This is a genomic window from Pyrococcus horikoshii OT3 (assembly GCF_000011105.1).
Classification (GTDB): Archaea; Methanobacteriota_B; Thermococci; order Thermococcales; family Thermococcaceae; genus Pyrococcus; species Pyrococcus horikoshii.
This window is the reverse complement of sequence record NC_000961.1, coordinates 1,061,757-1,082,351: the sequence shown is the minus strand read 5'-3', so window position 1 is coordinate 1,082,351 and position 20,595 is coordinate 1,061,757. Positions and strand designations below refer to the sequence as shown.

The following is a 20,595-nucleotide window of genomic DNA, read 5'->3' as shown; positions in this document are numbered from 1 at the left end:
TAGGGTTGTTTTGGTGTTTTTTGTTCTAGTATTTGTGTTTGTAATTGGGTCTTTATTTTATTTTGAGTTTTCCTGGTGGTTGGAAAGGAGGAGGTGATAAGGGTGGCCCGTAGGAAGAGGGATGTTTACCTTGATCCTAGTTATTGGAGGCAGATTCAAGGTAGGTTCAATTGGGGGTTTACGGTTGATGGGGAGACTATGGCAATATTGGCTGAAGTTGCGAGGGAAGATGGGGGTAACCTCTCTGTTGCGTTAAGGAAGATTATTAGAGAATATAAGAAGCTTAAGAAGTTAGAAGAAAAATTGCTTGCGAAGATAATTCCTGAGTGAGAGATTCTAAGAGTTTTTCTCGAATTTTCTTATATATTACCACCCTATTTTCTTATTTTGGGCCACCCTTCGTGAGGTGATATTATGGATCCTATCGAGCGTTTAGAGAAGAAATTGAGGAAGTTGAGAAAGCGTAAGGCAAAGTTGAATCAGGAATATTATCGGATACTTGAAGAAAAGGCCAGAATTGACAGGGAAATCCAGCAGACTATTGCAGAACTTTCTAAACTAAAACAACAACGGGTGAGTGTTCTATGAGGTCAAAAAGCCTTATTCAGTTAATTATATTTCTCTTAATAGTTGGGCTTTGGTTCAAAATAGCGTGGCCTCTCCAGGATAAAGTTTCCCTACTAGCGGGAGCTATTGGAGGCTTGATTCTTCATTGGGCACTTACAAATAAGGGAAACAAGAATGTTGTTTACATTAAGCCTTTCACGGCAGGTTGGCGAGTCTTGCTCTATGATATGCTGTTGTTGAGCTTTCTGATTGCTCTTCTGAGAAATTACGATTATACCCTTCTTGATGCTTTGAAAAACAACACTCAGAATCTTGTGCTTTTACTAACCATTGTAGGTGGAATTTTCATTGACTACGGGATGGAGGGGTAAGGGATGAAGAAAGCAGGGGTTTTACTGGCTTTGTTAATGCTTTTTAGTCTTATTAGCTTTACAGGAAAACAAGTGTCGGCAATAGATGGGGAGGTTATCAGGGTTGTCTTTGAGCTATCAGAGAGTTACGATATTCAAAAAGCATTGTCTGTATTAAATCAAACAAATTCTACTTATCAGTATGATGAGACTACGTGGGTTATCCTTGATGGGCAAAATGTCATTATAGCTTCAACTGACATGTGGGATCTATTTAAAGAGCCTTCCAATTCGGCTGTGGATAGTTCTGAGTGGAAGGCTGATAGTATTGCTTCGCAGATTTTACAAAAGTTCATTGACGGCGGGGTAGTGTCGGCTGATGCCTATTATAGGAGAGTTGTCGTTCAGACTTCGTTTATTACTAATGCAAAGTATGTCTACATTGTGCATTATTTCATTAAGAACGCTCAGAAGAGGGAGTTCATTATTAAGCTTGCATATCCTCGCGTCTTCTGGCGAATGTACGCCTTTACAGCATGGGATCATGGTCAGACTGTTGTAAATATTTACGACTATCTTACTGAGGACAATACTGTTAGTAGGGAGTATTATTACAAAGGTACTGGTAAACCCCATCACACGCGGGAGGGGGAGGTTCTAGTTAATACTTGGCAAAGTTATATTCAAAATAAGAGTGTTGCTGTGTACACTGAAACAGCAGAACATTATGTTGATGATAGTTGGATGCATTTCAGGCTTGTATTCTTTAGCAATGAGGATTACTCAACAGGTATCGAGGGGATTAATGGGCACACGGGTGTTGCAAGTACCGAGATTATAAAAATTGAATATGAGCCCATAAAATATAATGTTAAGTTCTCAATCAAAGACGCTTTAACTGGCCAAGGCCTTTCAGAAGTTAAGGTAAAAGAAGGAGATGCGGTTATTGGCACAATTGATGATGGTGGAATTCTAAAGCTACCAAAGGGAGTTCATAATCTAACTTTTGAGAAAAGCGGGTATTGGAGCGTTCAAAAGACGGTGGACGTTCAGGGCGATACTAGCGTAACTGTTGAAATGTATCCTTCCAGTGCTGCATTTATTTTCAAAGACTTCCCCTCAAATATTAGTATTCCAGAGAACACGATTTATACACTCTCTTTCACTATCTCACCAATTGACACGAGTGGAACTTATAACACTTATCTTACCATTTCGGGACTGAGTGATATCCTGGAAGTTAGAAAGAATGGCCAGTTGATATCCCCTGAAAGTGGAAAGTATTACCTTGGTGATATAGGTGGGGATACTCAAATCTCAATAAAGTTTAAGGCTGGAAGTGTTGGCACTCATTCGTTCACGGTAACTCTCACTTCTAATGATGCTATTGCAAGCAAGACTTACACAACAAGCAAGCAGGTTGTTTACAAGGTTGAACCACTTCCATTCTCAATTCAATTCCCAAGTGAGTGGCAGGTTGGAGCTAATGAGCTGAGGATTTCAGAATCAAGCGGGCAGAGTTATTTGATTACAGTAATATTAAGGGATAAGAATGGCACGGAGGTTTGGAGTGATAGTCACGCCTTTGGTCCCTATGAAGCCTACACCTTCCAGGTCAATGTTCCAAGTGAAGGGTTCTACACTTTAGAGCTCCAGTGGAATGGACAAGTTGCAGTCTTTGACATTCAAGTCAATCCAGCCATAACCTTGCTCATCCAAACAATTACAGCAAGAGAAGGGGATATTGCTACGGTTCAAGTCAAGATAAGAAATCCAAGTTCAGAGACAAAGTATTACACAATTGTTTTAGAAGGGCCGATTATTGAGGGCAACGTTAGCAAGAGCGTGAGTGTTGCTCCTCTTTCAGAGAAAACCGTTGATTTAGCCTTCCAAGTGCCCAATGATCTTACCTATGATGCCTATGATTTGACCTTGAAGGTTCTCGAAGGTGATTCTGTACAGTTCCAGGATACTGTCCACTTAATTATTGACAATAGTGGGAGTGGATTCTCGTTCCCTATTGGGGAAGGTTCAGATACTTGGCTTTGGGTTGGAGTTGGAGTGTTTGTATTACTCTTATTCATTGCAGCATTGAGGAGGAGATGAGCCGTGTGGCTCTTTTCTATTTTTAAGAAAAAGCAAGATAGCAAGGGAATTAAAGAAAAAGAACAAAAAAGGCTAGATAACAAAAAGAAAGCCCTTGCAAGCTCTGTAATAATGCTTATGCTTCTTGTCTCTATATATGCTGAGCCAGCTGCTGCATTTTCATTTAGTTCAATAACTGATAGTGTAAAGGGATTCTTTAGTACTTTAAAGAATAATGTGCTTGGTGGATCGGCTGGAGCTCTTGCAGGGATTTGGGCTGCATCAAAAGCGGGAGCTGCAATAGGATCAGTATTTGGCCCTGTTGGAACTCTTGTTGGATTTGTGGGTGGTGCAGTTATTGGATATATAATTGGAGCCCATATCGAGCAGAAATTGAAAGATAAAGTGTGCAACTCAAAGCTTGGGAAGCTACTTTGTTCAACTTCAAATAAGGAGGATAATAAAAAGACAATTTCGTTCCAGGAAATTAAAAACGTATCATTGCAAGAGTTCATTGACGACACTCCAATTAAGAATTCACTGGTGAAGAATATCACGGACGAAACTGATCAAGCGGCTTATCAGGATTTACAAATATTACTTTCAAAGCTTAAAAGCACTCTCATACCGTATGATCTTCAGCCATCTGGAGATAGTGGTCAACTTGTTAATGAGACTCTAAAAGGGCCATCATCAATATATGGTTTTAGCGCATTCCCGGTAGTATTTGAGTTCTCACCATTTGGAAATGATGAAGTAAAGGATCCAATTTGCCTTACTAACGTGAAAATCTACGTTAAGGATACAAATGGCAACCTCTACTGGACTAGAACTTGGAGTTTTGAAGAGGGTGAGAAGTGCGGAGAAGAAGGAACAAAGTGGAGTTTTGAAACTATCTTAAAGGGACCAGATCCATATGTAAATTACATTGATAGGGTCTTAAGCGGTCAAGCAAATCAAACCATTATTGAGGAACTCTTCAATGCAGTCCCGAAGCAATTTGAAATTGTTGCTGAAGTTTCAGGATATAGGGAGATTTACTACTATAATAATGGACAATGGATTTTTGACCATAAGGAACCGTTTAGTGCTAAATATACTACCCTAAGTGGATATAGGCACATTGGTGGTGGAGTTTACGTAATTGGGGGATTTGCTGGAAGTTTACCAGCTGATTATAAGGATGCTCCAGAAGCAGCAAAGTTTACAGCATTTCAAACAAAAGTTAGTGGTGCAAGCTCTAACTTGATTGCAAGGCTTTGGAGTGCTCCGTTACATATGTTGAATGCAACGGTGGCATATAGGTTCTATGTCCAAGCTAATCCAGGATACTTTGATCCATTCAGTCCAAGTATTATTGACGAGGCGAGAATAGTTGTTTACAGGATTACTGATAAGGGAACTTGGGAACTTGCTTACGCTATTCCACTTTCAGGAGTTACTAACCTAGGTGATTTGACAACTGGTAAAAGGCTTGATGCGAGTGTAAATTATAATGCTGCTCCTGGAACTGTGTCTTATAGGGCATTTGTTGCAGTTAAGGCCCATCTTACGAGAGATGATGGGCAACAAATACCATTATGGATCCTTGCGGAGCCAGCAATAGCTCCAGTTGATCCAACAATAACAAGAACCATTGATCCTTACATTACCCAAATTGGCGATTTAACAAGCGATAATGTAATAGATGAAGCGGATGCTAATGTACTCAAGTCCATTGCTGATAGTTTGATATCCTCTCTTAACAATAAAATTGAGAGTGCCAATTATTGGATTAAAAAAGGAAATGAAGTTGGAAAAGAGCTCGTTGCTAAGTATGCAAGTGAAGCGATTAATCACTATCAAGAAGCTATAAAATACGCTGAAAAACTCAAAGTTGCTGATGACTCAAATGATGTGCTAAGATTTGCTGAGATTGTTAAGGAAGAAGAAACAATTGGTGATTACTACTTAAGAGCAGCTCAACTGGAATACTATGGACAAAATGATCAAGCACAACGGCTTGTATCCAATGCAGGCGCTATTGAGCAAAATGTGGCCCAATACAAAGGTGGGTTAAGTTCACTTCTTGCAGGATTGAACTTGCCAAGTGATTGGAGTGACTTGAGTCAACTTCTACCATTCCTAACTAAAATAGCAATTTCTCTTGTAGTAATCTGGATTTCAAGACAGTTACTCGGTGGAATGGGAGCACTAATTGTTGCCATTTTGGTAGGCATCTGGTGGTTTGGCCCCATGATTGGGATAAGCTTGTGAGGGGGAGAGATAGATGGAAGTGAAGAAATTAGATTTTGGAAAGTGGTTAATAAAAACAATTTTAGCAGGCGCTTTACTTGGTTTACTTTTTGACTATGCCTCCAAGAATAGCGTAACAATAGAACAGACGATAAAAGCCTTAGCAAGCATTCCACTTGCATTTGTAGTCTTAATTGAAATCTTTGATAAGATTGCAGACAAAAATGACTACTATAACGCTTTAATGAAACAGTTTGGAAAGCAAGGAAGAGCATCTGGAATACTCATCAGTATAATCTTTGCAGGGCTTGGACTGTTTGTTGTCCTTTGGGCATTAACTGGAACAATAACGATGAATCTCGGCAGCTATGGTCCAGCAAACATCTTTGCCGCAGGGTTAATTTCGCTCTACATTTTCGCTCCAGAGACAGGAGATGACGAGTTATTGTTGTGGGTTTGGCTTGGAGCAACAATTGCAACAAGAGGGGCCTACCTAAGCATAATCCCCCAAATGATTGGATTTTAAGGTGATCAGCAATGCTCGGCAGGATTGCAGTAACTCTCGTTGCTTACCTTCTATGTATTTTCTATTTCCAGGATAGTATGGTTAAAGTAGGAGAATTGTTTGGTCTTAGCGGATTTTGGGCTTTATTCATTCCAAGTGCTTTGATAGGGCTTTCAGTTTACAGAATTGCCAACTTGGATGATTGGGGGATTTGGGATGCTGCAGCGTTCCTCACAATTGGTGGAATTGCCATGCTTGCACTAACAGGAAATCCAGAGGCAACACTATTTGAGTTAGTCAAAGGAGTAGTGAGCTTTTCAGTTGCAGCAATATTAGGAGCTTTAGCATTGAAAGGAGGGAGAGCTAATGGACGTTGAAGCAATAATAACTGGATTCCAGGAATTTGCTCAAAGTCACCCTTATTTAGCACTTGCTTTCATATTATTCCTAATTGGAGCACTTGTTAGAGGGAAGATATCTTTGGTTTTTTACGGTTTAGGGGCTTTAGCCTTACTCCAGGAATTTGGTTTGTTTGGAGCGTTTATTGAGTTTCTAAAACAAGTTCCTGGATTAGTTAAAGGTTTGTTAAGCGTATTTGGAGGTGTTAGTGGATGAGAAAGAAGGAAAGGCAGATAATAACCCTTGTCCTTATAGTCCTATTCGGAGCTATAGCATGGTGGGCGTATGGCCACCATAATGGCGGCTTTGTCGACATAACAAATGTCCTAAGTGGAAATACAACTGAAAACACAACATATCAGCTCGCAATTAGTAATCTACAGGCAGTAGTTGACCAACAGACTGGTCATGTTGTTGTTAGTTTCCAACTTGCAAATAGGGAGCACTTCAACATCAGCTCTGTTGAGGTTCTCTATGCACTCAACGTTGCAGATCCGAACAACGCAACTTACATTGCCCTGAACGCTACTGAGCAGAACGGTACTTATAAGGCTGAAATTCCTTCGAAGTTTGGGGATATGGTCTATTACAAGGTCAAGGTTTCCTACAACGCTGGAAAGACTCTTGAGAGTGACGTGAAGAGCATTACCGTCAAGGATACGACCGCTCCGACTCTAAATTCAGTCAGCATCAACTATAACAGTACGACTGGAACATTCATTATTGATTTCAATGCGACTGATAACGACCAGATAGCAATCTATCACATCTACTATGCTGATCTTGGCACTAACAATACCATAGGTAATACTACAACCTTTACTGAGGTTAACGCAACAAACCTACCAATCACTATCAGCAACATTACCAATGGCAACTACTACGCGTTCTACTTTGTAGTTGAGGATCTAAGCGGCAATACCGTAGCCCTATACAATGAGACTAGTCCATACATTATACAGGCTAACGAGACTGCTACCTGGCCAATTATAGTAACTGCACCAACTTCAAGTTGAGGTGGGCGAAAATGCACGCCCACCGCTCCACTCCTTCTTTCTCCAAAGTAATTTTTAGGCTCTTCACAATAACTACTCTAATTTTTTTGACTTATTTTGGATATTCGACATTTGCCGAGCATGATCCCATTAAAGAGCGCCTGTACGAGCTTGGCTATCCTGACCAGGGCTTTATCTTTACAAACAGCACTATCAAGTGGGCTGACGGGCACTTGACAATTGTCCAAGGAACTTACATCGAAGACTACCCCGTGACAGCTGAGCAGGCATATGAGATTGCTCGCCAGTATCTAGCCAGTTATAACAAGAAGCTGGAGAAGTACAATTACAAGCTCTATCCAGATAAGGAAACATTGACAGAGAAAGAAAAAGATGGCCAGAGATATTGGGTTTTCGAGCTGAAATTAAAAACTGGCAATTCTGACTTCTTCGCCGGCTTCATTTGGGTGAACCGAAAAACTGGAACCGTTTCAGTCAAGGGGCTTTTGGGGTGATGATAAATGAAGAAAATTCTAAGCTTATTATTGCTTGTCGGCTTAGTGGCTGCTTCATTAGGGTGCATTAGTTGGGGTAACGGTGGAGTCATAATCACCTTTGGCAACGAGACTTACACAATACCACTCAACACCACTACAAACACCACTTCAAGGTTTGTTTGGGAGAAGGAGGTTGAGGCAGGAAAAACACTAGTGATTTACATAGATAATGAGACAATCAAGATAAAAGTTGACTATGAAGTGAGAGAAAACAAGTTTGCATTTTTCGTAACACTGCCAGATAATACCACAGAATTGTACTATGAGCCAGTGAACACTACTCTCCTTGGAAAACTCAACTTTTACGGAGAGGGAAGCTTTGTAGGGACAACGTACTACCTTGCGAAAATCAGACTTGAGGCTAATGAAAGTTTTGAGGTGAAAGTCACATGAAGCGTTATGGATTACCTATTCTGGTTGTTATATTATTATTAGGAATTCCCCAAGCATTGGCAGTCTACAGTTATACCGCAAAGCTCTATCCAGGAGATGTTGTGTATATCAACAATCTACCTATTATGATAGATAGGGACAAGGACACAAACATTACTGCTGCTATCCTCCATATTGGAGATAGATTAATAATCATAAAGGAGGGCGAAAAAAAGGAGATAAATAGCATCGAGATAAGTGTAAGCTCGTTTAACAATTATGCAATACTAAGCATCTCAAGTGAGAAACCATTCGAAGTCAAGTTCTCAAATGAAGAAACTTCACAAAAGCTTGAAACATTGAAAGAAGAAAATGAAAAGCTCAAAGAGCAGATTCAAAACTTGACAAAAGAGAATGAGCAGTTGAAGAATGAAAACGCACAACTCAAGAGAAGAATTTCAGACCTTGAAAAGCACCTCAAGGAAGCAAAAGCTCAAGACATTTCTGAGCTACAAGTGCAGATCAACAACTTAACAAGAGAAAACAGAGAGCTGAAAGAGAAAATAGCGAATCAAACAAACACTATTAACCAGTTAAAAGCTAAAGCAAAATTCCTGGAGCAACAAAACAATGAGTACAGGACTTTAATAACAAAGCTTCTTGAGGAGCAGGCAAAGAAAAGCGAACAGAGCTACATAGAGAAAGCGAAAAGAGAGAAATTAATCGGTTCAGTGATTCTCAAGACACTTTTAGTTGCTACAGGAATTACAGGACTAATTGGATTTCTGTTGTACAGAGATAAGAGAAGTTGGGAATATGGAGGGCTTTGATGCCCACTCCGAGGAGGAGTGGGCAATGAGGGGGTGTTAGCTGCACAGTATGAAAAATCCTCTATTGGAAGGATAAGGCTCTCTGAAGCCCTCTTGAAAATGTGCAGTCGAGGACTAGTTTTTTATTAAGAATAAATGAGGTAGGGGGTTGGGATTAGTGGAGAGTAGTACAAACCCGTGGTGGGTTCCAGAAGATTTCCTAGCCAAGTTGCAAAAGAGAGTTAATCCCGAAAAATTGGCGAAATACGGCCTAAATGATATACGACAAGCATACTTTGGGATATACCTAGGGATAAGGCTTGATGATGGTAGTAGAGCTCCCCAATTCCTCCCATATAAGCCAGGTTTTGCAAACCACATATTTTTCCTTGGCAGGAGTGGTTATGGAAAAACAAGCATTATGAGAGCTCTTGCAGAAGGGATTTATGACTACTTTTATCTAAATGGAAGAAAAGCTCTTATCATAATCATTGAAGCCAAATACGATAAAACAAAAGTCAAAAAGCTCATGACATTCAGAGAGTACATCATCCAGAACTTTGGTTACGACTATCTCCTGGAGAACTATCCATGGCTTGAAAACTATCTCCAGGAATATTCTCAAAAACGGCCACTTCTTGGCAAGATTGGAGACTTTGCATTTGGTTGGCCAAATGTGGAAGGGATAATGACAAAAGTTGACTCTCACCACAACCAGTTCCAGCGACACAGACTTCAACCAATGATTTATCCCTCAACCAGGATAGTCTTCAGACCAACTAGAGACCTAAGCCTTATTTCAAGAGACAATGGAATGAACGTTCAAGTTGTTGAGGGAAAAATTAGCTATGAACGTCTAGAGGTTGAAGACCTAACAAAGTTCACATATGTAAACACTCAAACAAACTACATGAGAATTCTCGACATTTATTGGGGGCAAAAGAAAATTAGAGATCCTGATCGTTTCTTAAAAGAAGTCATAAGAAACGAATACCCGCCTCGATCAGGTGAGACTATTGAGGATATTCTAAGATCCAGGGATAGGACCATAGCCAACCTTAGAACCCTCATGAACAAGCTAAAGAGTGATAGACTATTTACAAAGGATCCAAAAGAGGAATTCGTAAAAAAGCTCACACCAGACAGAATAAATGTTATTGATTTCTCAGCAAATTCTCGCCTAAGTGATGAAGAAGAAGCAGAAATTTTCAACATCCTCGTTAATTATGTTGTTAATGAATTCGCTCTTAAGAAAGATATTCCAGTCTTCATTATAGTAGATGAGGTACAAAACATAGCAAAACACCGATTAGGCATGGCTGCAATTAACAAGATATATAGGGAAGGACGTTCTCTCGAAATTTCATTGATATCAGGCACTCAATACTTATCGGGATTAAGCAAGGATCTTGTTAGGGGAGCAACACACATTGGAATTGTAGGAAGGCTTGCATCTGAAAGAGATGCAGAACTTCTTGAGGAAATTCTAGATGAACGCTTTGACACAGGAGAAAAACCTAGATCCCTTCAAGAACTCTTCAGAATCAGAAAAGCAAGGCGTGGGAAAGGAAAATTTTCGATAGATTGTGAGTATACCTTCACAATTGAGTATCGCGTTCCCAAAACGCTGTAAGGTGATAAGGAATGGGATTATTTGATAGGTTTAAAAAGAAAAAGAAAAGTGTAGAAGTTAGGATTGGAAATTTAGATGAGGTTGAAGTAGTCCCAATTGAAGAAGACAAAATAGGAAGCATTTATGACGAAGTCCAAAAAGCTGTTATTAAACGACTTGAAGAGCAGAGAAGACTAAATGAACTATTATCTCAAGTATATTACCTAGATCAAAAAGTCATCGTATGGTTCGATGGCAGAGAACCAAGAATAAAGGGGTATCCAATAGCCATGCGCAAAGACCTTGACGAATATGTAATCCTATACCAGGTTCGTCCTCCTGACTGGCTTGACAACATTTGGTACTCACTTGGAAGACTCCTTGGGAAGAAACCACCACAGAAACTTATCAGAGTCCACGAAAGCCAAGTTTGGTTTGGTAGAGAAATAATCCTTATCCATGCTAGTGCCTTTGAGGTCAACCACATTGGAGAAGAGATCGCTCTACCACTTGAGAAAGACGTTCTTAAAGTCGAACTTTGGAAAGAAATGAAAGCATCAAGAGATGCATGGAGAGCTGCATACATGAACCTCGCCAGGCAGGTGGCAAAAGCCACGGACTTGGCTTTGAAGATCAATCCAAACGCAAAACTTTACAACAAGACTAAACTCGACCTCTACGACAAAAGTGGAAAAAGAAAAATCGCAAGCATAGACGATGCAAGCGGTTTAATGTGGGGTAATCTAACCAAAAGATCAGACTTTGAACAAGAGTTCGAGGAGTGACCAGCAATGGAGACTATCGACGAACCAGTAAGCATAAAAATGCCAGATGGAAGAACAAAAAACACTCCAAAGAGTAACGAGTTAACTGACCTTAAAACAATAATCAACACAGAAATCTACAACAACATAAAATTCTATATTAGAACACTTTACGAAAATGCTGCCACCGAGACTGACGTGATACTCCTAAAAGCACTTTGGAGAGAAATAAAAAGGATGATGAAAATAAATGGAATTGAGATAGAAAAGAAAGAAAAATAAAGACACTATAAAAATTCAATCTCAATATACCTTTCGATTTCTCTTTCCTCTTTCTCTCCAGGGGGATCATACTCCTCAATTATTACATCATCACTATATATTACTCGGCCATCCCCTTCAAACAATTTCTGAGTAGTATACTTCCTTATTCTAAAATTCTTTAGAAACAGCATACTATTTTTACCCAATTTAAAACATGCTCCCTCAGGATCCATTTTTCTAAAATCCAATACCGGAGTTCCATCTATACCAAATAAAGCCACATTTTGATATGGGTGCAGTATAATGGACTTAGAAATTAAGTATATTGCTAAAGAACCATCCTTCCTATTGACAGCGCTTATTGCTATCTTCTTAAAATATCTCAATGGATCCTCAGTTCCAATCTTTCTCTTAAATAGGACATTTTTTACTACAGCCTTTATACCATCATATAAGGCAGCCCCAGCAACTCCCGTAACGATGGATAAGAAAATTTTATCAAGGATCTCTGGAGGAATTGCAAGAAACCTTACTGCTATATCCCTAGGCATTACATCCCTATATACCAGCTCATACACGCTTTCTCTAATCAACTCTATATACGAAACATTCTCTTCACTTGGCGCTCGATCTTCCATCGTAATTCCCTCCAAATTCTCCAAGTTATTACAAACTTTATTTCTTATCCCCTAACTCATCGAAGACGTGATCACAGAAATAAAAAACTATGCATCGTCAACGACTTACCCTAAGGATCCTTTTTCATATTTTAGTTACCACCATAATGCATTTAAGCCACTTGACTTTACTTAACATCACGGAGGGAGAGGTTTATGAGCACCCCCGTTAAGTATGTAATCTCTATGTTTCCCATGTGGGATTCATTTTTGCGGTTGTCCTCGATATTTGGCAGAGAGAAAACTAAAACACTAGATGAATATTTTAATGAAGTTATAAAACATGTGAAAGAAAAGGAGGATGTCCTATTTAAGAAATTGTTGGAGTTAGCTCCCGACGTTCCTTCTGAGGAAGCCTATACCCGTGCTATGGAGGAACTATCTAAAATACTTGAGATTGAATTTCAGGAAGACCTCTCTAAAATGATCAATATCGCTGATAATGAAATTTACCCTGTAGAGGAACTTCAAGAAAAAATTCTTAACATATTGATCCCCCATTTCGTTGAGGTAAAACAAAAAATTGATAACGATGCAAAAGCTCTTTGGGAAAAAGCCTTAAGGGGAGAGATAAAAATTAAAGACATTGAAAAATTTGAAATAATGGATAAATCACTTTTCTTAGGATCTAACATATTGGGAATTATATTAGAAACAAGAGATTTTGAAGTTATGAATAAGCTACTTCCATACTTTGTACTCTTACCAGCCAGAATTATGAAAGTCATATTTAATAACAAAGACCTTTCAGAACTCCAGGAGGACTTCAAATTAATCGCAAGAAAAATAAAAGAAGTACACCCCCAACCTACAACTGTTGATGATTATTTCCTCGAAGAGCTACTAGAAAAATAAGGAGGCCAAAAAACATGCCTAAACAAGGTGAAATCTGGACAGCACCCTTCCCATATTTTGATGACCGCGGAAAGTTAACATTCAAAATAAGACCAACCCTCATAGTATCCAACGATGAATTCAACGACAACGCACTAGATGTTATAATCTGTCAAATCTCCAGATTTGAATATGAAAGAATCCTAAAGCTCCCTTCTAAAATGCGGAGCAAAATTAAAATAATAACAAACAACGACCTTGATCCAAACACCAGCGGTAAACTACGAAATATAAGTATAATTAAACCTTACAAGCTTTTCTCCATCTCAAAAGATAAACTTAACAACTACAAGTTCATTGGAAAATTAAAGCCAAAAGCTATGAGTGAAATAAGCCTAGTCCTAAAAGAAGTATTCCAAACAGAAAATATATCCTCACAAGACACCCCTTAATACCTCTTCTACCTGAAATAACATCACCTCTTAGAAAACCTAACACCCTCAGGATAGATCCTCGGAACTCGGGCGGATCCCTTACCCAAATCCTTATAAGAAGGAATCTCCCCACTACCCCCTGATTTTCCCATACTCCACTCCCCCTTACATCAAATCCTCCAATCTTAGCACATATTAATATAAATAACTTACGGACGTAACTCTTACCCTCAACAATAGTGCCCAAATTTTACCCCACTCAAACAGTTTTACTTAGCTTAACTGAACCTTAATTCTGCTAGCTTTTTGAGAATCCAGAAACATGAGTAAACTAACCATAGAGAAATCCAAAACAAGGCAAAAACAAAATATCCAAAGAAAACATCTTCTGACAAGCTAGTTCCTCCAATTACGGAAAGAACTAGCACTATTAGCAAAAATACGAATGTAAAGTGATATATTGTATAAATCTGGCTAAAAGATTTAAATTTTTGAAGTTCTCGATACACTTGGATGTCAGGAAGTGTATGAAGAATAGTCATGCCTACCAGTACAAAACCTGCTAAAGCTCCTGAAATAGATGCCATTGTCCAATAAAACTGAGAGGAAGGAGATAGCTTTTCCAATGGCCCATATATTGTCAAGAAGATGAGTAATAAAAATGAAATGATCCCACTCCATATACCCTTAAGAATTAGTTTTGGAACCATATATTCACCTCGTAATATCGTTCATTCATTCTCTTTTAAAAATTTTTCAATTTCATCTTTTAGCTCATTGTAGGCTTCTATAATCTTATTATACATATCTTCAGAATCTACCCGAGATAACTCCTCTCTAGCACGAACAACTTTCTTGACAGAAATTAACTTATTCTCGAAGATATGTCTCTCTTTTAGTTCATGAGTTTTTGGATCTTCATATTTGACTACTAGATCTTCCACAATCCCCAATTCCTCGTCTATCTCTTTTATCCTCCCAATAATTGAAATAACGACATCTTTTGACAACCTCTTCTTTTTGATTCGCCCATCAACTAAAGCCCTTATTTCAATAACATCAGGTTTTAACAAATAAGGGAAATTCGCTAATAAATCTTCTGAATCTCTTCCCATATTTCTTTTATGCTCCATATAGTATATATATTTAGCAGCTGCCATCTTTAAATACAAAGAGACAATGCGAGGAGATTTTAAGAGTTCCTTAATGAACTCCTTATCATAGACCTCCATAAGCTCAACAATTCCTAAGTCGCCAAATAGATATTTGCTAAGAAAATACTTTAATTGATATGATTTTGGCCCATCCCTATACCTCTCCATTCCTATTATTCCATTAGGAAACACAACAAAATGCGTGGGGAAATATAATTTCTCTTTCCGACTTTTATCCAGCGCTATTCCATTTTCATGACCTTCAGCATCAATTTTTGTTGGTAAGTCCTTTTCTTTCCCATATCCTAATCTCGCAGTAATAATCCCCCTCTCAGATCCTCCTACCCAAGGAATTAAATTAAATTCTTTGGGATCATCTCTTATCATAATTAAACTTCGTTCAGAAGAGTATCCAATCTCTATTACCTGTTTTAAAGGGATATTAGCATCAAGAAAGCTATAGGGATCCCTCCGAAACTCCTCAAACATACCCCTAAAATTCCCATCCATTATCTCATTCTTCATATACTTCCTTTGGATTTCAGCACTTGGAATAATTTTGTAAAAGTATATTTTACGATCTAACTGATCAGGCATCTAACCCCCTAAATAAACTGCAAGTTACAGATTTAAATAATTTACGTACGTAATTATTACTCTACTTGATAGTGTTTCAATTTTACTCCTTTTACACAGTCTTATCCCTACACCAAGCCAACCAAAGCAACCATTATATACCACAGGGCAATAACAAAAATTGGTTATATAAACAACCCGCCACCAGGAGGAACAAACATGCAAAACCAACAAAAAACAGTAGAACCACTAGCAAAATTCCACGCTAGTGTAAATATCAAGGGTCAGCTGGTAGTTCCAGTGAAAGACAGAGAAGTCTTTGGATTAAAACGTGGAGATATTCTTGAAATCATTGTAAGGTCATTTGATGTTATTAATGGAAAGATACACATTAAGAAGAGAGCATATATCCTCGTAAGACTCAGCTCAAAAGGATTAATAACAATTCCAGAAGAAGTCCGAAGAGAATTAGGTATCTCACCAGGAGATACAGTTGAAGTTTTATTAGTTGGATTTCACAAGTTTGATGAGTTGGTTACTGAAAAAGGCAAGCAGATAGCAAAACTAATCCAGGCAAACACACATATGCGTTTGATCACAAGCGAAGAAGAAAAGACCATCATCGAGAAAAGTCGAACGTATTATGTATAATGTTTTTATTTTAGGTTTTTATAAATATAAAAATAAATAATTCATAAAAAAGGAAGGAGAGAGAAATAATGTATAGTTTACAGCCATGAGCTAACTTCTTTCACATGAACTTAATTTTGTATTACAAAAACCTGGCTTCTCTACTACCCATTAGGGTAAACTTGCTGATTTTTGTAATACAAAATTTCCAAGTTTGAAAACTGTTCAGCTTCTTCATGTGTTTTCGGTGTATTGCTAGACAATTGTTCACTTCATGTACCAAAACTGTTATATATAGGTAGTAAGAAAATTTCTTACGTAAGAACTATTCATACTGGTGATAGCGATGGTGGGAAGACCTCGCAAATATAAAGGTCCTGTAAAGAGGCTTGAAGCATGGATCCCATACGACCTTTACCAGGAAATGAACAACTTCAAAGAAAAACAAGGCATTTCTTGGCCTGATTTAATTCTGGAAATGTGGGAAACGTTTAAAGAAAAATTGAGGACTTGAGGTGTTTCTATGAGAATTCCTGTAAGAGGACCAGGGAGACCGAAAAAATGGAAAGGTCCTACGGATATAATAACTTTAAGATTACCTTTAGAAGTTATTGAAATACTAGATAGAATTGCTGCTGAGACAAATAGTTCCCGAACAGAAGTAATTGTTTCTCTTGTTAAATCTGCCTCAAATGTTGATGTTTCGAAACTTATCTTAAAACTCAATTCTCTTGAGAAATATGTTGCTCAGTTGGAGAAGGAAAGGCAGGCTCTTCTTGAGGAGCGTGAGAGGCTTCTTAGGCAGATTGAGAAGCTTCAACTCAAGCTTGAGCAGAAGGGTAGGAGTGTTGTTTCTTCGAGAATGTCAAGGATTATTGATGCTTTGGCGAGGGTTGAGAAGGAGGGTAGGACTTTTGCTGATACTATGGTTGAGATTGGGGTTGAGCATCCTCAGGAGCAACTTGCAGTACTCAAGGATTTGTTTATAGTGCATAATGAGGGGGGAGAGATTGCGGAGGTTTTGAGACCTGTTCAGGGGATTAAGAAGTTGAAGGGTTGGGTTCTTGTAAAGGGTAAGGAGTCTGGATTGTTGAATTATGTTTGGGCTCGTGAGAGTGTTTTGGAAGTTGCGAAGCAGGTTAGAAAGACGAAGGTTGTGAATGTTCGGAAGGAGGTTGAGGAGAGGCTTTCTTCCTGGCTTAGGACTTATAATTTGTTTTTGAAGGATAGTAGGGAGGAGGCTGAGAAGTTCCTGGATAAGGTTCTTTCAAAGGGCTTGCCAGAGCTTGTTGAGAAGTATGGGCTTGATGTTGTGAGGGAGGTTGTTCTGTCAAAGGAGGAGTTTGTGAGGGTCTTCGGCCCTTTCTTGCCTCCATCAAGCGTATCTCTCAAAAAAGCAGAGGTGGTAGGGGATGAATGAGGTTGAGGTCTCGGTTCGTTTTGTAAGGGATTTTGGGGAATGGAAGGCTGGAGATACTACAGTTCTAAAAGTGGATGACTTCAGAAGGCTATATGCCGCAGGGGTTGTGGAGCCAGTTGGATTCCAAAGATTCATCGAGGAAGTTGCAAAGTTGACGTATTTGGAAATGAAGAATACTGAGCCTCAGGAGTTACCAGATAATTTCTATGACAAGGTGAAACTTATTGAGGAGGTTTTGACTGCTCGTTTGTTGTCTGGAGATGTTACGGCTCTTGACAAGCTCAAGAGGTTCAAGAATCACGTGAAGAAGTTGAAGATGACGCGTTTGGAGAAGATTTTCTATCGTGCTCTTCTTCGCCCTAACTCGCTTGAAATTGAAAATAAGCTCACCAGGGAGGAGAGGGAGCTTTACAAAAAGTGGAGTTTGGAGATTCAGGCTTTTCTTGGGGGTGTTGGGAATGAATGAGTCTGAATTTTGGAGGTTTGTTGCTCAGGAGAGGGCGAAATTGAGGGAAGAGGAGGGAGTTAGGAGTGTTTTGGAGTTTTTGGAGAAAGAATTGGAGGAAGCTAGGGCTTGGAAGGAGCACTACTTTAGGAACCAGGAGCTTGATGAGTACTGGTATTGGGATGGATACGTTGGTGGGCTCTTGACGGCGATTGGATTACTGAAAAAATTCCTGGAGGGGAGGGGTTGAGGGTGGCAAGGAGAAGGCCTAGGCCTGGTGATATTACAACTATTAGGGATTTGTTTAAGTTCAAGAGTACTTGGGTTGTAATCCTAAACGGCAAGCAGTATGGACGTAGCATGTTTAAGAATGGCGAAATTCCTGGAGAAGTGCTAGAGAAAACTGTGAAAGTTGAAGACATATGGATAATCTACGGAAACTGGCTATACTTCTGCAAGGAGGTGGTGTAATGGCTTCCAGGACTGCTTTTGTTTATGATTCTTCTTTTCCTCTTAGGAGTCTTGAGATGTTCTTTATTAGGCATTCGAAGGATGTGTTTAACAGGTTGGAGTTTAGTAGGGCATTAGAGAAGGCAAGGTTGCTTTCATCAGATAAGCATTTCCTAAGTGTTACTGATATTGATGCTCTTGTTGTGGTGGATGGTGTCATCAGGGCAGCGTTTGAGATTAAGAACATGAGGGAGGATGTGGTGAATTATGGTGGTTATGTTAAGGTGAATGGGAGGCAGTACGAGACTTACATGGAGTTCGTCAAGAAGACGGGTATTGATGTGTTTTACCTTATCAAGGTGGAGGGTGTTAGGAGGTACTTCTACTCCTGGAGTGTTAAGCGTGTTCCAGTGCGTTTTGAATGGCTTGGTAAGAATGAGACGAGGGATTACTACGCATTAATCAGAAAAGAGTATGTAGCAACGCTTGATGAAGAGGACTTACCTATGTACCTCAGAGACATAATATTCGGAAAGGAGGTGGTTTGATGGTGGTTTACTACTATTGTTTTACTCGACTTCCAGATGAGCCGTTCTGGACTTACACGGGAGATTGGACAACAGACATAAACGAGGCTATTAAATGGCTAAAAGCCGCAAATGAGAACTTGCTTGTTAAGATTGTTGTCGATACAAGGTTCCACAAGTTCCCACCAGGGTGAAGGAGCGTGATGGTGATGAGTAAGAAAAAGGTGTTAGATTTGGTGAAAATAGACGGAAAATGGATGACAGATAGCGATGCAATGTTCTTATATGGGATATATGGTCTTGAAGATGCAGAGGACTATGTTCGTATAACGATTGAAGAGAAAGATATCAAGACTCAGAAAGAAGCAATAGCTCTTCTTAAAGAAATTGTTGAGAACTACAAGGAGTTATAAGGAGCGTGGGAGCGATGAATAATAACACTTTCCTGTTATTATCATTTTTCCCTCAACATCTTTCTCATGTAAGCAAGATTCCTGGTGGGGGCTTATGATAGTAATATTGGGTTGTTATTATGGGTTAGGGCAGGAGGGATTTCCAAGTGTGGATAATAGCAATGTTGTGTTAGTTAATAGCGGTGGGTTGTTGTTTGCGGCGGTAAGTGGACTTTCTCCCAAACTCGGAAGAAAGTTATATTATCATCCAAGATCATCAGAACTTTTTCGAAAAAATAACTTCCGAGGAGATGCTCAATGAAAGCAGTGGCATACATCAGAGTCAGTACCAAAGAGCAAGATGAAAACAACCAAAGACAGGCCATCCTGGAGTTCGCAAAGAAAAAGAACATTGAAATCCTAGGATGGTTCATAGACAAAGGAGTAAGCGGAACAAGAAAATTCAGGGAAAGAGAAGGAGCCCAAACCCTTATGAACTACATCAAGACAAACAAGGTAGATGCCATAATAGTCTTCGCCATAGACAGGCTTGGGAGAAACATGGAGGACACCGTAAACACGATAAAAGAACTAGAAATGCAAGGCGTGAGAGTAATCTCTGTGAAGGAAGACTTCTTACAGACAATGAATCCCGAAATTAGGAAGCTCATCCTATCAATTCTCTCATGGTTTGCAGAATTTGAGAGGAACAGGATTAGGGAGAGACAGCTAGCAGCTTGGGAGGCTGGAAAGCAGAAGGGAAGACCACCAAAGCTGACCGATGCGACGCTAAAGAAATACCTAAAGAAGTATCCTGACCTAACAATACGGAGCTTGTGGAAGATTATGAAGGCTGATGGGATTGATATAAGTTACGACTGGCTTAGGAAGAGGATTAAGAGGATTAGGGTGGTGGAAGAATGAGTTGGGAGGAAGAGGGTTATGAGTTGTTAGGAAGGGGATCCTTAGATAAGTACATTAGAGATACGTATGTAATGGCTACTGGAGAAATGGAAGTTGAAGATATTCTTGACATAATCAAGAGGGAGTTATTCTGGTACCAGATTCCAGTAGAGTTCCATACCCTGGAGCCCCTTGAGGTTGGAGATGGTGAATACAGCATTGAACTCTCAAGCAGGGTTCTAGTTCGGGAAGGGTACTGCAAGCACATCTATGAGGTTCTCTTTACTGACGCTGACTTGATATATTACAAGGTAACCAAGAGAACTCATGATGTTGAGGAGGATTCTCACGAGTTCCTGGAAAGAGTTAGATTCATCCTAGATACACTTCACTTCTTGATAATTATGAGGATAGAGCATTCCAACGAGGGTACTGAGATACGGGCAGTTAGAGTTTACACTCCCGAGAAGGACAAATTCCAGAAACAATTCCACAAGCTACTCCAGGATATAGGCAAAGCCAGGGACAAGATAACAAAATACATCTAACCCTAGGGTTGATGCCCCATGCATATATACAATAATAATGTATATGAGTTCGGTGAAAAGTTGTGGGACAAAAGCCCAAAAAGACCCACAA

The 20,595-nt window shown here is 39.3% G+C and carries 31 protein-coding genes; 28 read left to right on the top strand and 3 right to left on the bottom strand.

Annotated features, from left to right (window positions below; all coding sequences use genetic code 11):
- Nucleotides 1-102: 102 nt before the first annotated feature.
- The 15 genes from PH_RS05630 to PH_RS05565 all read left to right on the top strand — a co-directional run bounded on the left by PH_RS05630 (nucleotide 103) and on the right by PH_RS05565 (nucleotide 11,532).
- Nucleotides 103-330, top strand: coding sequence for a hypothetical protein (locus PH_RS05630; protein ID WP_048053333.1), 228 nt, complete (start codon nucleotides 103-105; stop codon nucleotides 328-330).
- A gap of 84 nt (nucleotides 331-414) precedes the next feature.
- Complete coding sequence (locus PH_RS09830) at nucleotides 415-588, top strand: hypothetical protein (RefSeq protein WP_158298163.1); 174 nt, start codon at nucleotides 415-417, stop codon at nucleotides 586-588.
- A complete protein-coding gene (locus PH_RS05625; protein ID WP_010885284.1) occupies nucleotides 585-938 on the top strand; it encodes a hypothetical protein in 354 nt (117 codons plus the stop codon). The genes PH_RS09830 and PH_RS05625 overlap by 4 nt, the downstream gene beginning before the upstream one ends.
- A 3-nt stretch (nucleotides 939-941) precedes the next feature.
- Nucleotides 942-3,023 carry a COG1470 family protein gene (locus PH_RS09490; RefSeq protein WP_010885283.1) on the top strand — a complete coding sequence of 694 codons (2,082 nt, stop codon included), beginning with the start codon at nucleotides 942-944 and terminating at the stop codon, nucleotides 3,021-3,023.
- Nucleotides 3,024-3,026: 3 nt separating this feature from the next.
- The gene (locus tag PH_RS05615) at nucleotides 3,027-5,258 is read left to right on the top strand and encodes a hypothetical protein (protein ID WP_010885282.1); all 2,232 of its coding nucleotides are present in this window, start codon (nucleotides 3,027-3,029) and stop codon (nucleotides 5,256-5,258) included.
- A 13-nt stretch (nucleotides 5,259-5,271) separates the two neighbouring features.
- The gene (locus PH_RS05610) at nucleotides 5,272-5,763 is read left to right on the top strand and encodes a hypothetical protein (protein ID WP_010885281.1); all 492 of its coding nucleotides are present in this window, start codon (nucleotides 5,272-5,274) and stop codon (nucleotides 5,761-5,763) included.
- Nucleotides 5,764-5,774: 11 nt separating this feature from the next.
- Nucleotides 5,775-6,119 (top strand): hypothetical protein, encoded by a 345-nt coding sequence (locus tag PH_RS05605; RefSeq protein WP_010885280.1) that lies wholly within the window; start codon nucleotides 5,775-5,777, stop codon nucleotides 6,117-6,119.
- Nucleotides 6,109-6,357: a hypothetical protein gene (locus tag PH_RS05600; protein WP_010885279.1), complete on the top strand. Its 249-nt coding sequence runs from the start codon at nucleotides 6,109-6,111 to the stop codon at nucleotides 6,355-6,357. The genes PH_RS05605 and PH_RS05600 overlap by 11 nt, the downstream gene beginning before the upstream one ends.
- The gene (locus PH_RS05595; RefSeq protein ID WP_010885278.1) at nucleotides 6,354-7,157 is read left to right on the top strand and encodes a hypothetical protein; all 804 of its coding nucleotides are present in this window, start codon (nucleotides 6,354-6,356) and stop codon (nucleotides 7,155-7,157) included. Before PH_RS05600 ends, PH_RS05595 begins: the two co-directional genes overlap by 4 nt.
- 11 nt (nucleotides 7,158-7,168) lie before the next feature.
- Nucleotides 7,169-7,651 (top strand): hypothetical protein, encoded by a 483-nt coding sequence (locus PH_RS05590; protein WP_010885277.1) that lies wholly within the window; start codon nucleotides 7,169-7,171, stop codon nucleotides 7,649-7,651.
- A 6-nt stretch (nucleotides 7,652-7,657) separates the two neighbouring features.
- Nucleotides 7,658-8,086 (top strand): hypothetical protein, encoded by a 429-nt coding sequence (locus PH_RS05585; protein WP_010885276.1) that lies wholly within the window; start codon nucleotides 7,658-7,660, stop codon nucleotides 8,084-8,086.
- Nucleotides 8,083-8,895 (top strand): hypothetical protein, encoded by an 813-nt coding sequence (locus PH_RS05580; RefSeq protein WP_010885275.1) that lies wholly within the window; start codon nucleotides 8,083-8,085, stop codon nucleotides 8,893-8,895. Before PH_RS05585 ends, PH_RS05580 begins: the two co-directional genes overlap by 4 nt.
- 148 nt (nucleotides 8,896-9,043) lie before the next feature.
- Nucleotides 9,044-10,507, top strand: a complete 1,464-nt coding sequence (locus PH_RS05575) for an ATP-binding protein (protein WP_143522659.1) — start codon at nucleotides 9,044-9,046, stop codon at nucleotides 10,505-10,507.
- 11 nt (nucleotides 10,508-10,518) lie between these two features.
- Nucleotides 10,519-11,271, top strand: coding sequence for a hypothetical protein (locus PH_RS05570; protein ID WP_010885272.1), 753 nt, complete (start codon nucleotides 10,519-10,521; stop codon nucleotides 11,269-11,271).
- A gap of 6 nt (nucleotides 11,272-11,277) precedes the next feature.
- Nucleotides 11,278-11,532, top strand: a complete 255-nt coding sequence (locus PH_RS05565; protein ID WP_010885271.1) for a hypothetical protein — start codon at nucleotides 11,278-11,280, stop codon at nucleotides 11,530-11,532.
- Between the two features lie 5 nt (nucleotides 11,533-11,537).
- Here the strand turns inward: PH_RS05565 and PH_RS05560 are convergent, their stop codons facing one another.
- A complete protein-coding gene (locus PH_RS05560) occupies nucleotides 11,538-12,176 on the bottom strand; it encodes a hypothetical protein (protein WP_143522658.1) in 639 nt (212 codons plus the stop codon).
- Between the two features lie 300 nt (nucleotides 12,177-12,476).
- On the opposite strand from PH_RS05560, the gene PH_RS05555 reads away from it, so the two are divergent.
- Complete coding sequence (locus tag PH_RS05555; protein ID WP_143522657.1) at nucleotides 12,477-13,046, top strand: hypothetical protein; 570 nt, start codon at nucleotides 12,477-12,479, stop codon at nucleotides 13,044-13,046.
- A 14-nt stretch (nucleotides 13,047-13,060) separates the two neighbouring features.
- Nucleotides 13,061-13,477 (top strand): type II toxin-antitoxin system PemK/MazF family toxin, encoded by a 417-nt coding sequence (locus tag PH_RS05550; RefSeq protein ID WP_010885267.1) that lies wholly within the window; start codon nucleotides 13,061-13,063, stop codon nucleotides 13,475-13,477.
- Between the two features lie 260 nt (nucleotides 13,478-13,737).
- Here PH_RS05550 and PH_RS05545 read toward each other — a convergent pair whose 3' ends face one another.
- Together PH_RS05545 and PH_RS05540 are read right to left on the bottom strand one after the other, a co-directional pair.
- Nucleotides 13,738-14,169: a hypothetical protein gene (locus PH_RS05545; RefSeq protein ID WP_010885266.1), complete on the bottom strand. Its 432-nt coding sequence runs from the start codon at nucleotides 14,167-14,169 to the stop codon at nucleotides 13,738-13,740.
- A 21-nt stretch (nucleotides 14,170-14,190) separates the two neighbouring features.
- Nucleotides 14,191-15,210: a hypothetical protein gene (locus PH_RS05540; protein WP_010885265.1), complete on the bottom strand. Its 1,020-nt coding sequence runs from the start codon at nucleotides 15,208-15,210 to the stop codon at nucleotides 14,191-14,193.
- 198 nt (nucleotides 15,211-15,408) lie between these two features.
- On the opposite strand from PH_RS05540, the gene PH_RS05535 reads away from it, so the two are divergent.
- The 11 genes from PH_RS05535 to PH_RS05490 all read left to right on the top strand — a co-directional run bounded on the left by PH_RS05535 (nucleotide 15,409) and on the right by PH_RS05490 (nucleotide 20,504).
- The gene (locus PH_RS05535; RefSeq protein WP_010885264.1) at nucleotides 15,409-15,840 is read left to right on the top strand and encodes an AbrB/MazE/SpoVT family DNA-binding domain-containing protein; all 432 of its coding nucleotides are present in this window, start codon (nucleotides 15,409-15,411) and stop codon (nucleotides 15,838-15,840) included.
- Nucleotides 15,841-16,165: 325 nt separating this feature from the next.
- Nucleotides 16,166-16,333 carry a hypothetical protein gene (locus PH_RS09825; RefSeq protein WP_158298162.1) on the top strand — a complete coding sequence of 56 codons (168 nt, stop codon included), beginning with the start codon at nucleotides 16,166-16,168 and terminating at the stop codon, nucleotides 16,331-16,333.
- Between the two features lie 9 nt (nucleotides 16,334-16,342).
- Complete coding sequence (locus tag PH_RS05530; protein ID WP_010885263.1) at nucleotides 16,343-17,239, top strand: ribbon-helix-helix protein, CopG family; 897 nt, start codon at nucleotides 16,343-16,345, stop codon at nucleotides 17,237-17,239.
- Nucleotides 17,232-17,705 carry a hypothetical protein gene (locus PH_RS09485; RefSeq protein WP_010885262.1) on the top strand — a complete coding sequence of 158 codons (474 nt, stop codon included), beginning with the start codon at nucleotides 17,232-17,234 and terminating at the stop codon, nucleotides 17,703-17,705. Before PH_RS05530 ends, PH_RS09485 begins: the two co-directional genes overlap by 8 nt.
- Nucleotides 17,698-17,934, top strand: a complete 237-nt coding sequence (locus PH_RS05520) for a hypothetical protein (protein WP_048053332.1) — start codon at nucleotides 17,698-17,700, stop codon at nucleotides 17,932-17,934. The genes PH_RS09485 and PH_RS05520 overlap by 8 nt, the downstream gene beginning before the upstream one ends.
- A gap of 2 nt (nucleotides 17,935-17,936) precedes the next feature.
- Nucleotides 17,937-18,155, top strand: coding sequence for a hypothetical protein (locus PH_RS05515; RefSeq protein WP_048053585.1), 219 nt, complete (start codon nucleotides 17,937-17,939; stop codon nucleotides 18,153-18,155).
- On the top strand, nucleotides 18,155-18,682 hold the full coding sequence (locus tag PH_RS05510; RefSeq protein ID WP_048053331.1) for a hypothetical protein: 528 nt from the start codon (nucleotides 18,155-18,157) through the stop codon (nucleotides 18,680-18,682). The genes PH_RS05515 and PH_RS05510 overlap by 1 nt, the downstream gene beginning before the upstream one ends.
- Complete coding sequence (locus tag PH_RS09820) at nucleotides 18,682-18,855, top strand: hypothetical protein (RefSeq protein ID WP_158298161.1); 174 nt, start codon at nucleotides 18,682-18,684, stop codon at nucleotides 18,853-18,855. Before PH_RS05510 ends, PH_RS09820 begins: the two co-directional genes overlap by 1 nt.
- Nucleotides 18,856-18,861: 6 nt before the next feature.
- A complete protein-coding gene (locus PH_RS05505; protein WP_010885259.1) occupies nucleotides 18,862-19,074 on the top strand; it encodes a hypothetical protein in 213 nt (70 codons plus the stop codon).
- A gap of 297 nt (nucleotides 19,075-19,371) precedes the next feature.
- Nucleotides 19,372-19,977, top strand: coding sequence for a recombinase family protein (locus PH_RS05495; protein ID WP_010885258.1), 606 nt, complete (start codon nucleotides 19,372-19,374; stop codon nucleotides 19,975-19,977).
- On the top strand, nucleotides 19,974-20,504 hold the full coding sequence (locus PH_RS05490; protein ID WP_010885257.1) for a hypothetical protein: 531 nt from the start codon (nucleotides 19,974-19,976) through the stop codon (nucleotides 20,502-20,504). The genes PH_RS05495 and PH_RS05490 overlap by 4 nt, the downstream gene beginning before the upstream one ends.
- The last annotated feature ends 91 nt before the right edge of the window (nucleotides 20,505-20,595 follow it).

What these genes read in the sequence shown, in the direction of transcription:
- PH_RS09830 (WP_158298163.1), top strand. Translation starts at nt 415, where the DNA reads ATGGATCCTATCGAGCGTTTAGAGAAGAAATTGAGGAAGTTGAGAAAG.
- PH_RS05625 (WP_010885284.1), top strand. Translation starts at nt 585, where the DNA reads ATGAGGTCAAAAAGCCTTATTCAGTTAATTATATTTCTCTTAATAGTT.
- PH_RS09490 (WP_010885283.1), top strand. Translation starts at nt 942, where the DNA reads ATGAAGAAAGCAGGGGTTTTACTGGCTTTGTTAATGCTTTTTAGTCTT.
- PH_RS05610 (WP_010885281.1), top strand. Translation starts at nt 5,272, where the DNA reads ATGGAAGTGAAGAAATTAGATTTTGGAAAGTGGTTAATAAAAACAATT.
- PH_RS05605 (WP_010885280.1), top strand. Translation starts at nt 5,775, where the DNA reads ATGCTCGGCAGGATTGCAGTAACTCTCGTTGCTTACCTTCTATGTATT.
- PH_RS05600 (WP_010885279.1), top strand. Translation starts at nt 6,109, where the DNA reads ATGGACGTTGAAGCAATAATAACTGGATTCCAGGAATTTGCTCAAAGT.
- PH_RS05595 (WP_010885278.1), top strand. Translation starts at nt 6,354, where the DNA reads ATGAGAAAGAAGGAAAGGCAGATAATAACCCTTGTCCTTATAGTCCTA.
- PH_RS05590 (WP_010885277.1), top strand. Translation starts at nt 7,169, where the DNA reads ATGCACGCCCACCGCTCCACTCCTTCTTTCTCCAAAGTAATTTTTAGG.
- PH_RS05585 (WP_010885276.1), top strand. Translation starts at nt 7,658, where the DNA reads ATGAAGAAAATTCTAAGCTTATTATTGCTTGTCGGCTTAGTGGCTGCT.
- PH_RS05580 (WP_010885275.1), top strand. Translation starts at nt 8,083, where the DNA reads ATGAAGCGTTATGGATTACCTATTCTGGTTGTTATATTATTATTAGGA.
- PH_RS05570 (WP_010885272.1), top strand. Translation starts at nt 10,519, where the DNA reads ATGGGATTATTTGATAGGTTTAAAAAGAAAAAGAAAAGTGTAGAAGTT.
- PH_RS05565 (WP_010885271.1), top strand. Translation starts at nt 11,278, where the DNA reads ATGGAGACTATCGACGAACCAGTAAGCATAAAAATGCCAGATGGAAGA.
- PH_RS05550 (WP_010885267.1), top strand. Translation starts at nt 13,061, where the DNA reads ATGCCTAAACAAGGTGAAATCTGGACAGCACCCTTCCCATATTTTGAT.
- PH_RS05545 (WP_010885266.1), bottom strand. Translation starts at nt 14,169, where the DNA reads ATGGTTCCAAAACTAATTCTTAAGGGTATATGGAGTGGGATCATTTCA.
- PH_RS05540 (WP_010885265.1), bottom strand. Translation starts at nt 15,210, where the DNA reads ATGCCTGATCAGTTAGATCGTAAAATATACTTTTACAAAATTATTCCA.
- PH_RS05535 (WP_010885264.1), top strand. Translation starts at nt 15,409, where the DNA reads ATGCAAAACCAACAAAAAACAGTAGAACCACTAGCAAAATTCCACGCT.
- PH_RS09825 (WP_158298162.1), top strand. Translation starts at nt 16,166, where the DNA reads ATGGTGGGAAGACCTCGCAAATATAAAGGTCCTGTAAAGAGGCTTGAA.
- PH_RS05530 (WP_010885263.1), top strand. Translation starts at nt 16,343, where the DNA reads ATGAGAATTCCTGTAAGAGGACCAGGGAGACCGAAAAAATGGAAAGGT.
- PH_RS09485 (WP_010885262.1), top strand. Translation starts at nt 17,232, where the DNA reads ATGAATGAGGTTGAGGTCTCGGTTCGTTTTGTAAGGGATTTTGGGGAA.
- PH_RS05520 (WP_048053332.1), top strand. Translation starts at nt 17,698, where the DNA reads ATGAATGAGTCTGAATTTTGGAGGTTTGTTGCTCAGGAGAGGGCGAAA.
- PH_RS05510 (WP_048053331.1), top strand. Translation starts at nt 18,155, where the DNA reads ATGGCTTCCAGGACTGCTTTTGTTTATGATTCTTCTTTTCCTCTTAGG.
- PH_RS09820 (WP_158298161.1), top strand. Translation starts at nt 18,682, where the DNA reads ATGGTGGTTTACTACTATTGTTTTACTCGACTTCCAGATGAGCCGTTC.
- PH_RS05495 (WP_010885258.1), top strand. Translation starts at nt 19,372, where the DNA reads ATGAAAGCAGTGGCATACATCAGAGTCAGTACCAAAGAGCAAGATGAA.
- PH_RS05490 (WP_010885257.1), top strand. Translation starts at nt 19,974, where the DNA reads ATGAGTTGGGAGGAAGAGGGTTATGAGTTGTTAGGAAGGGGATCCTTA.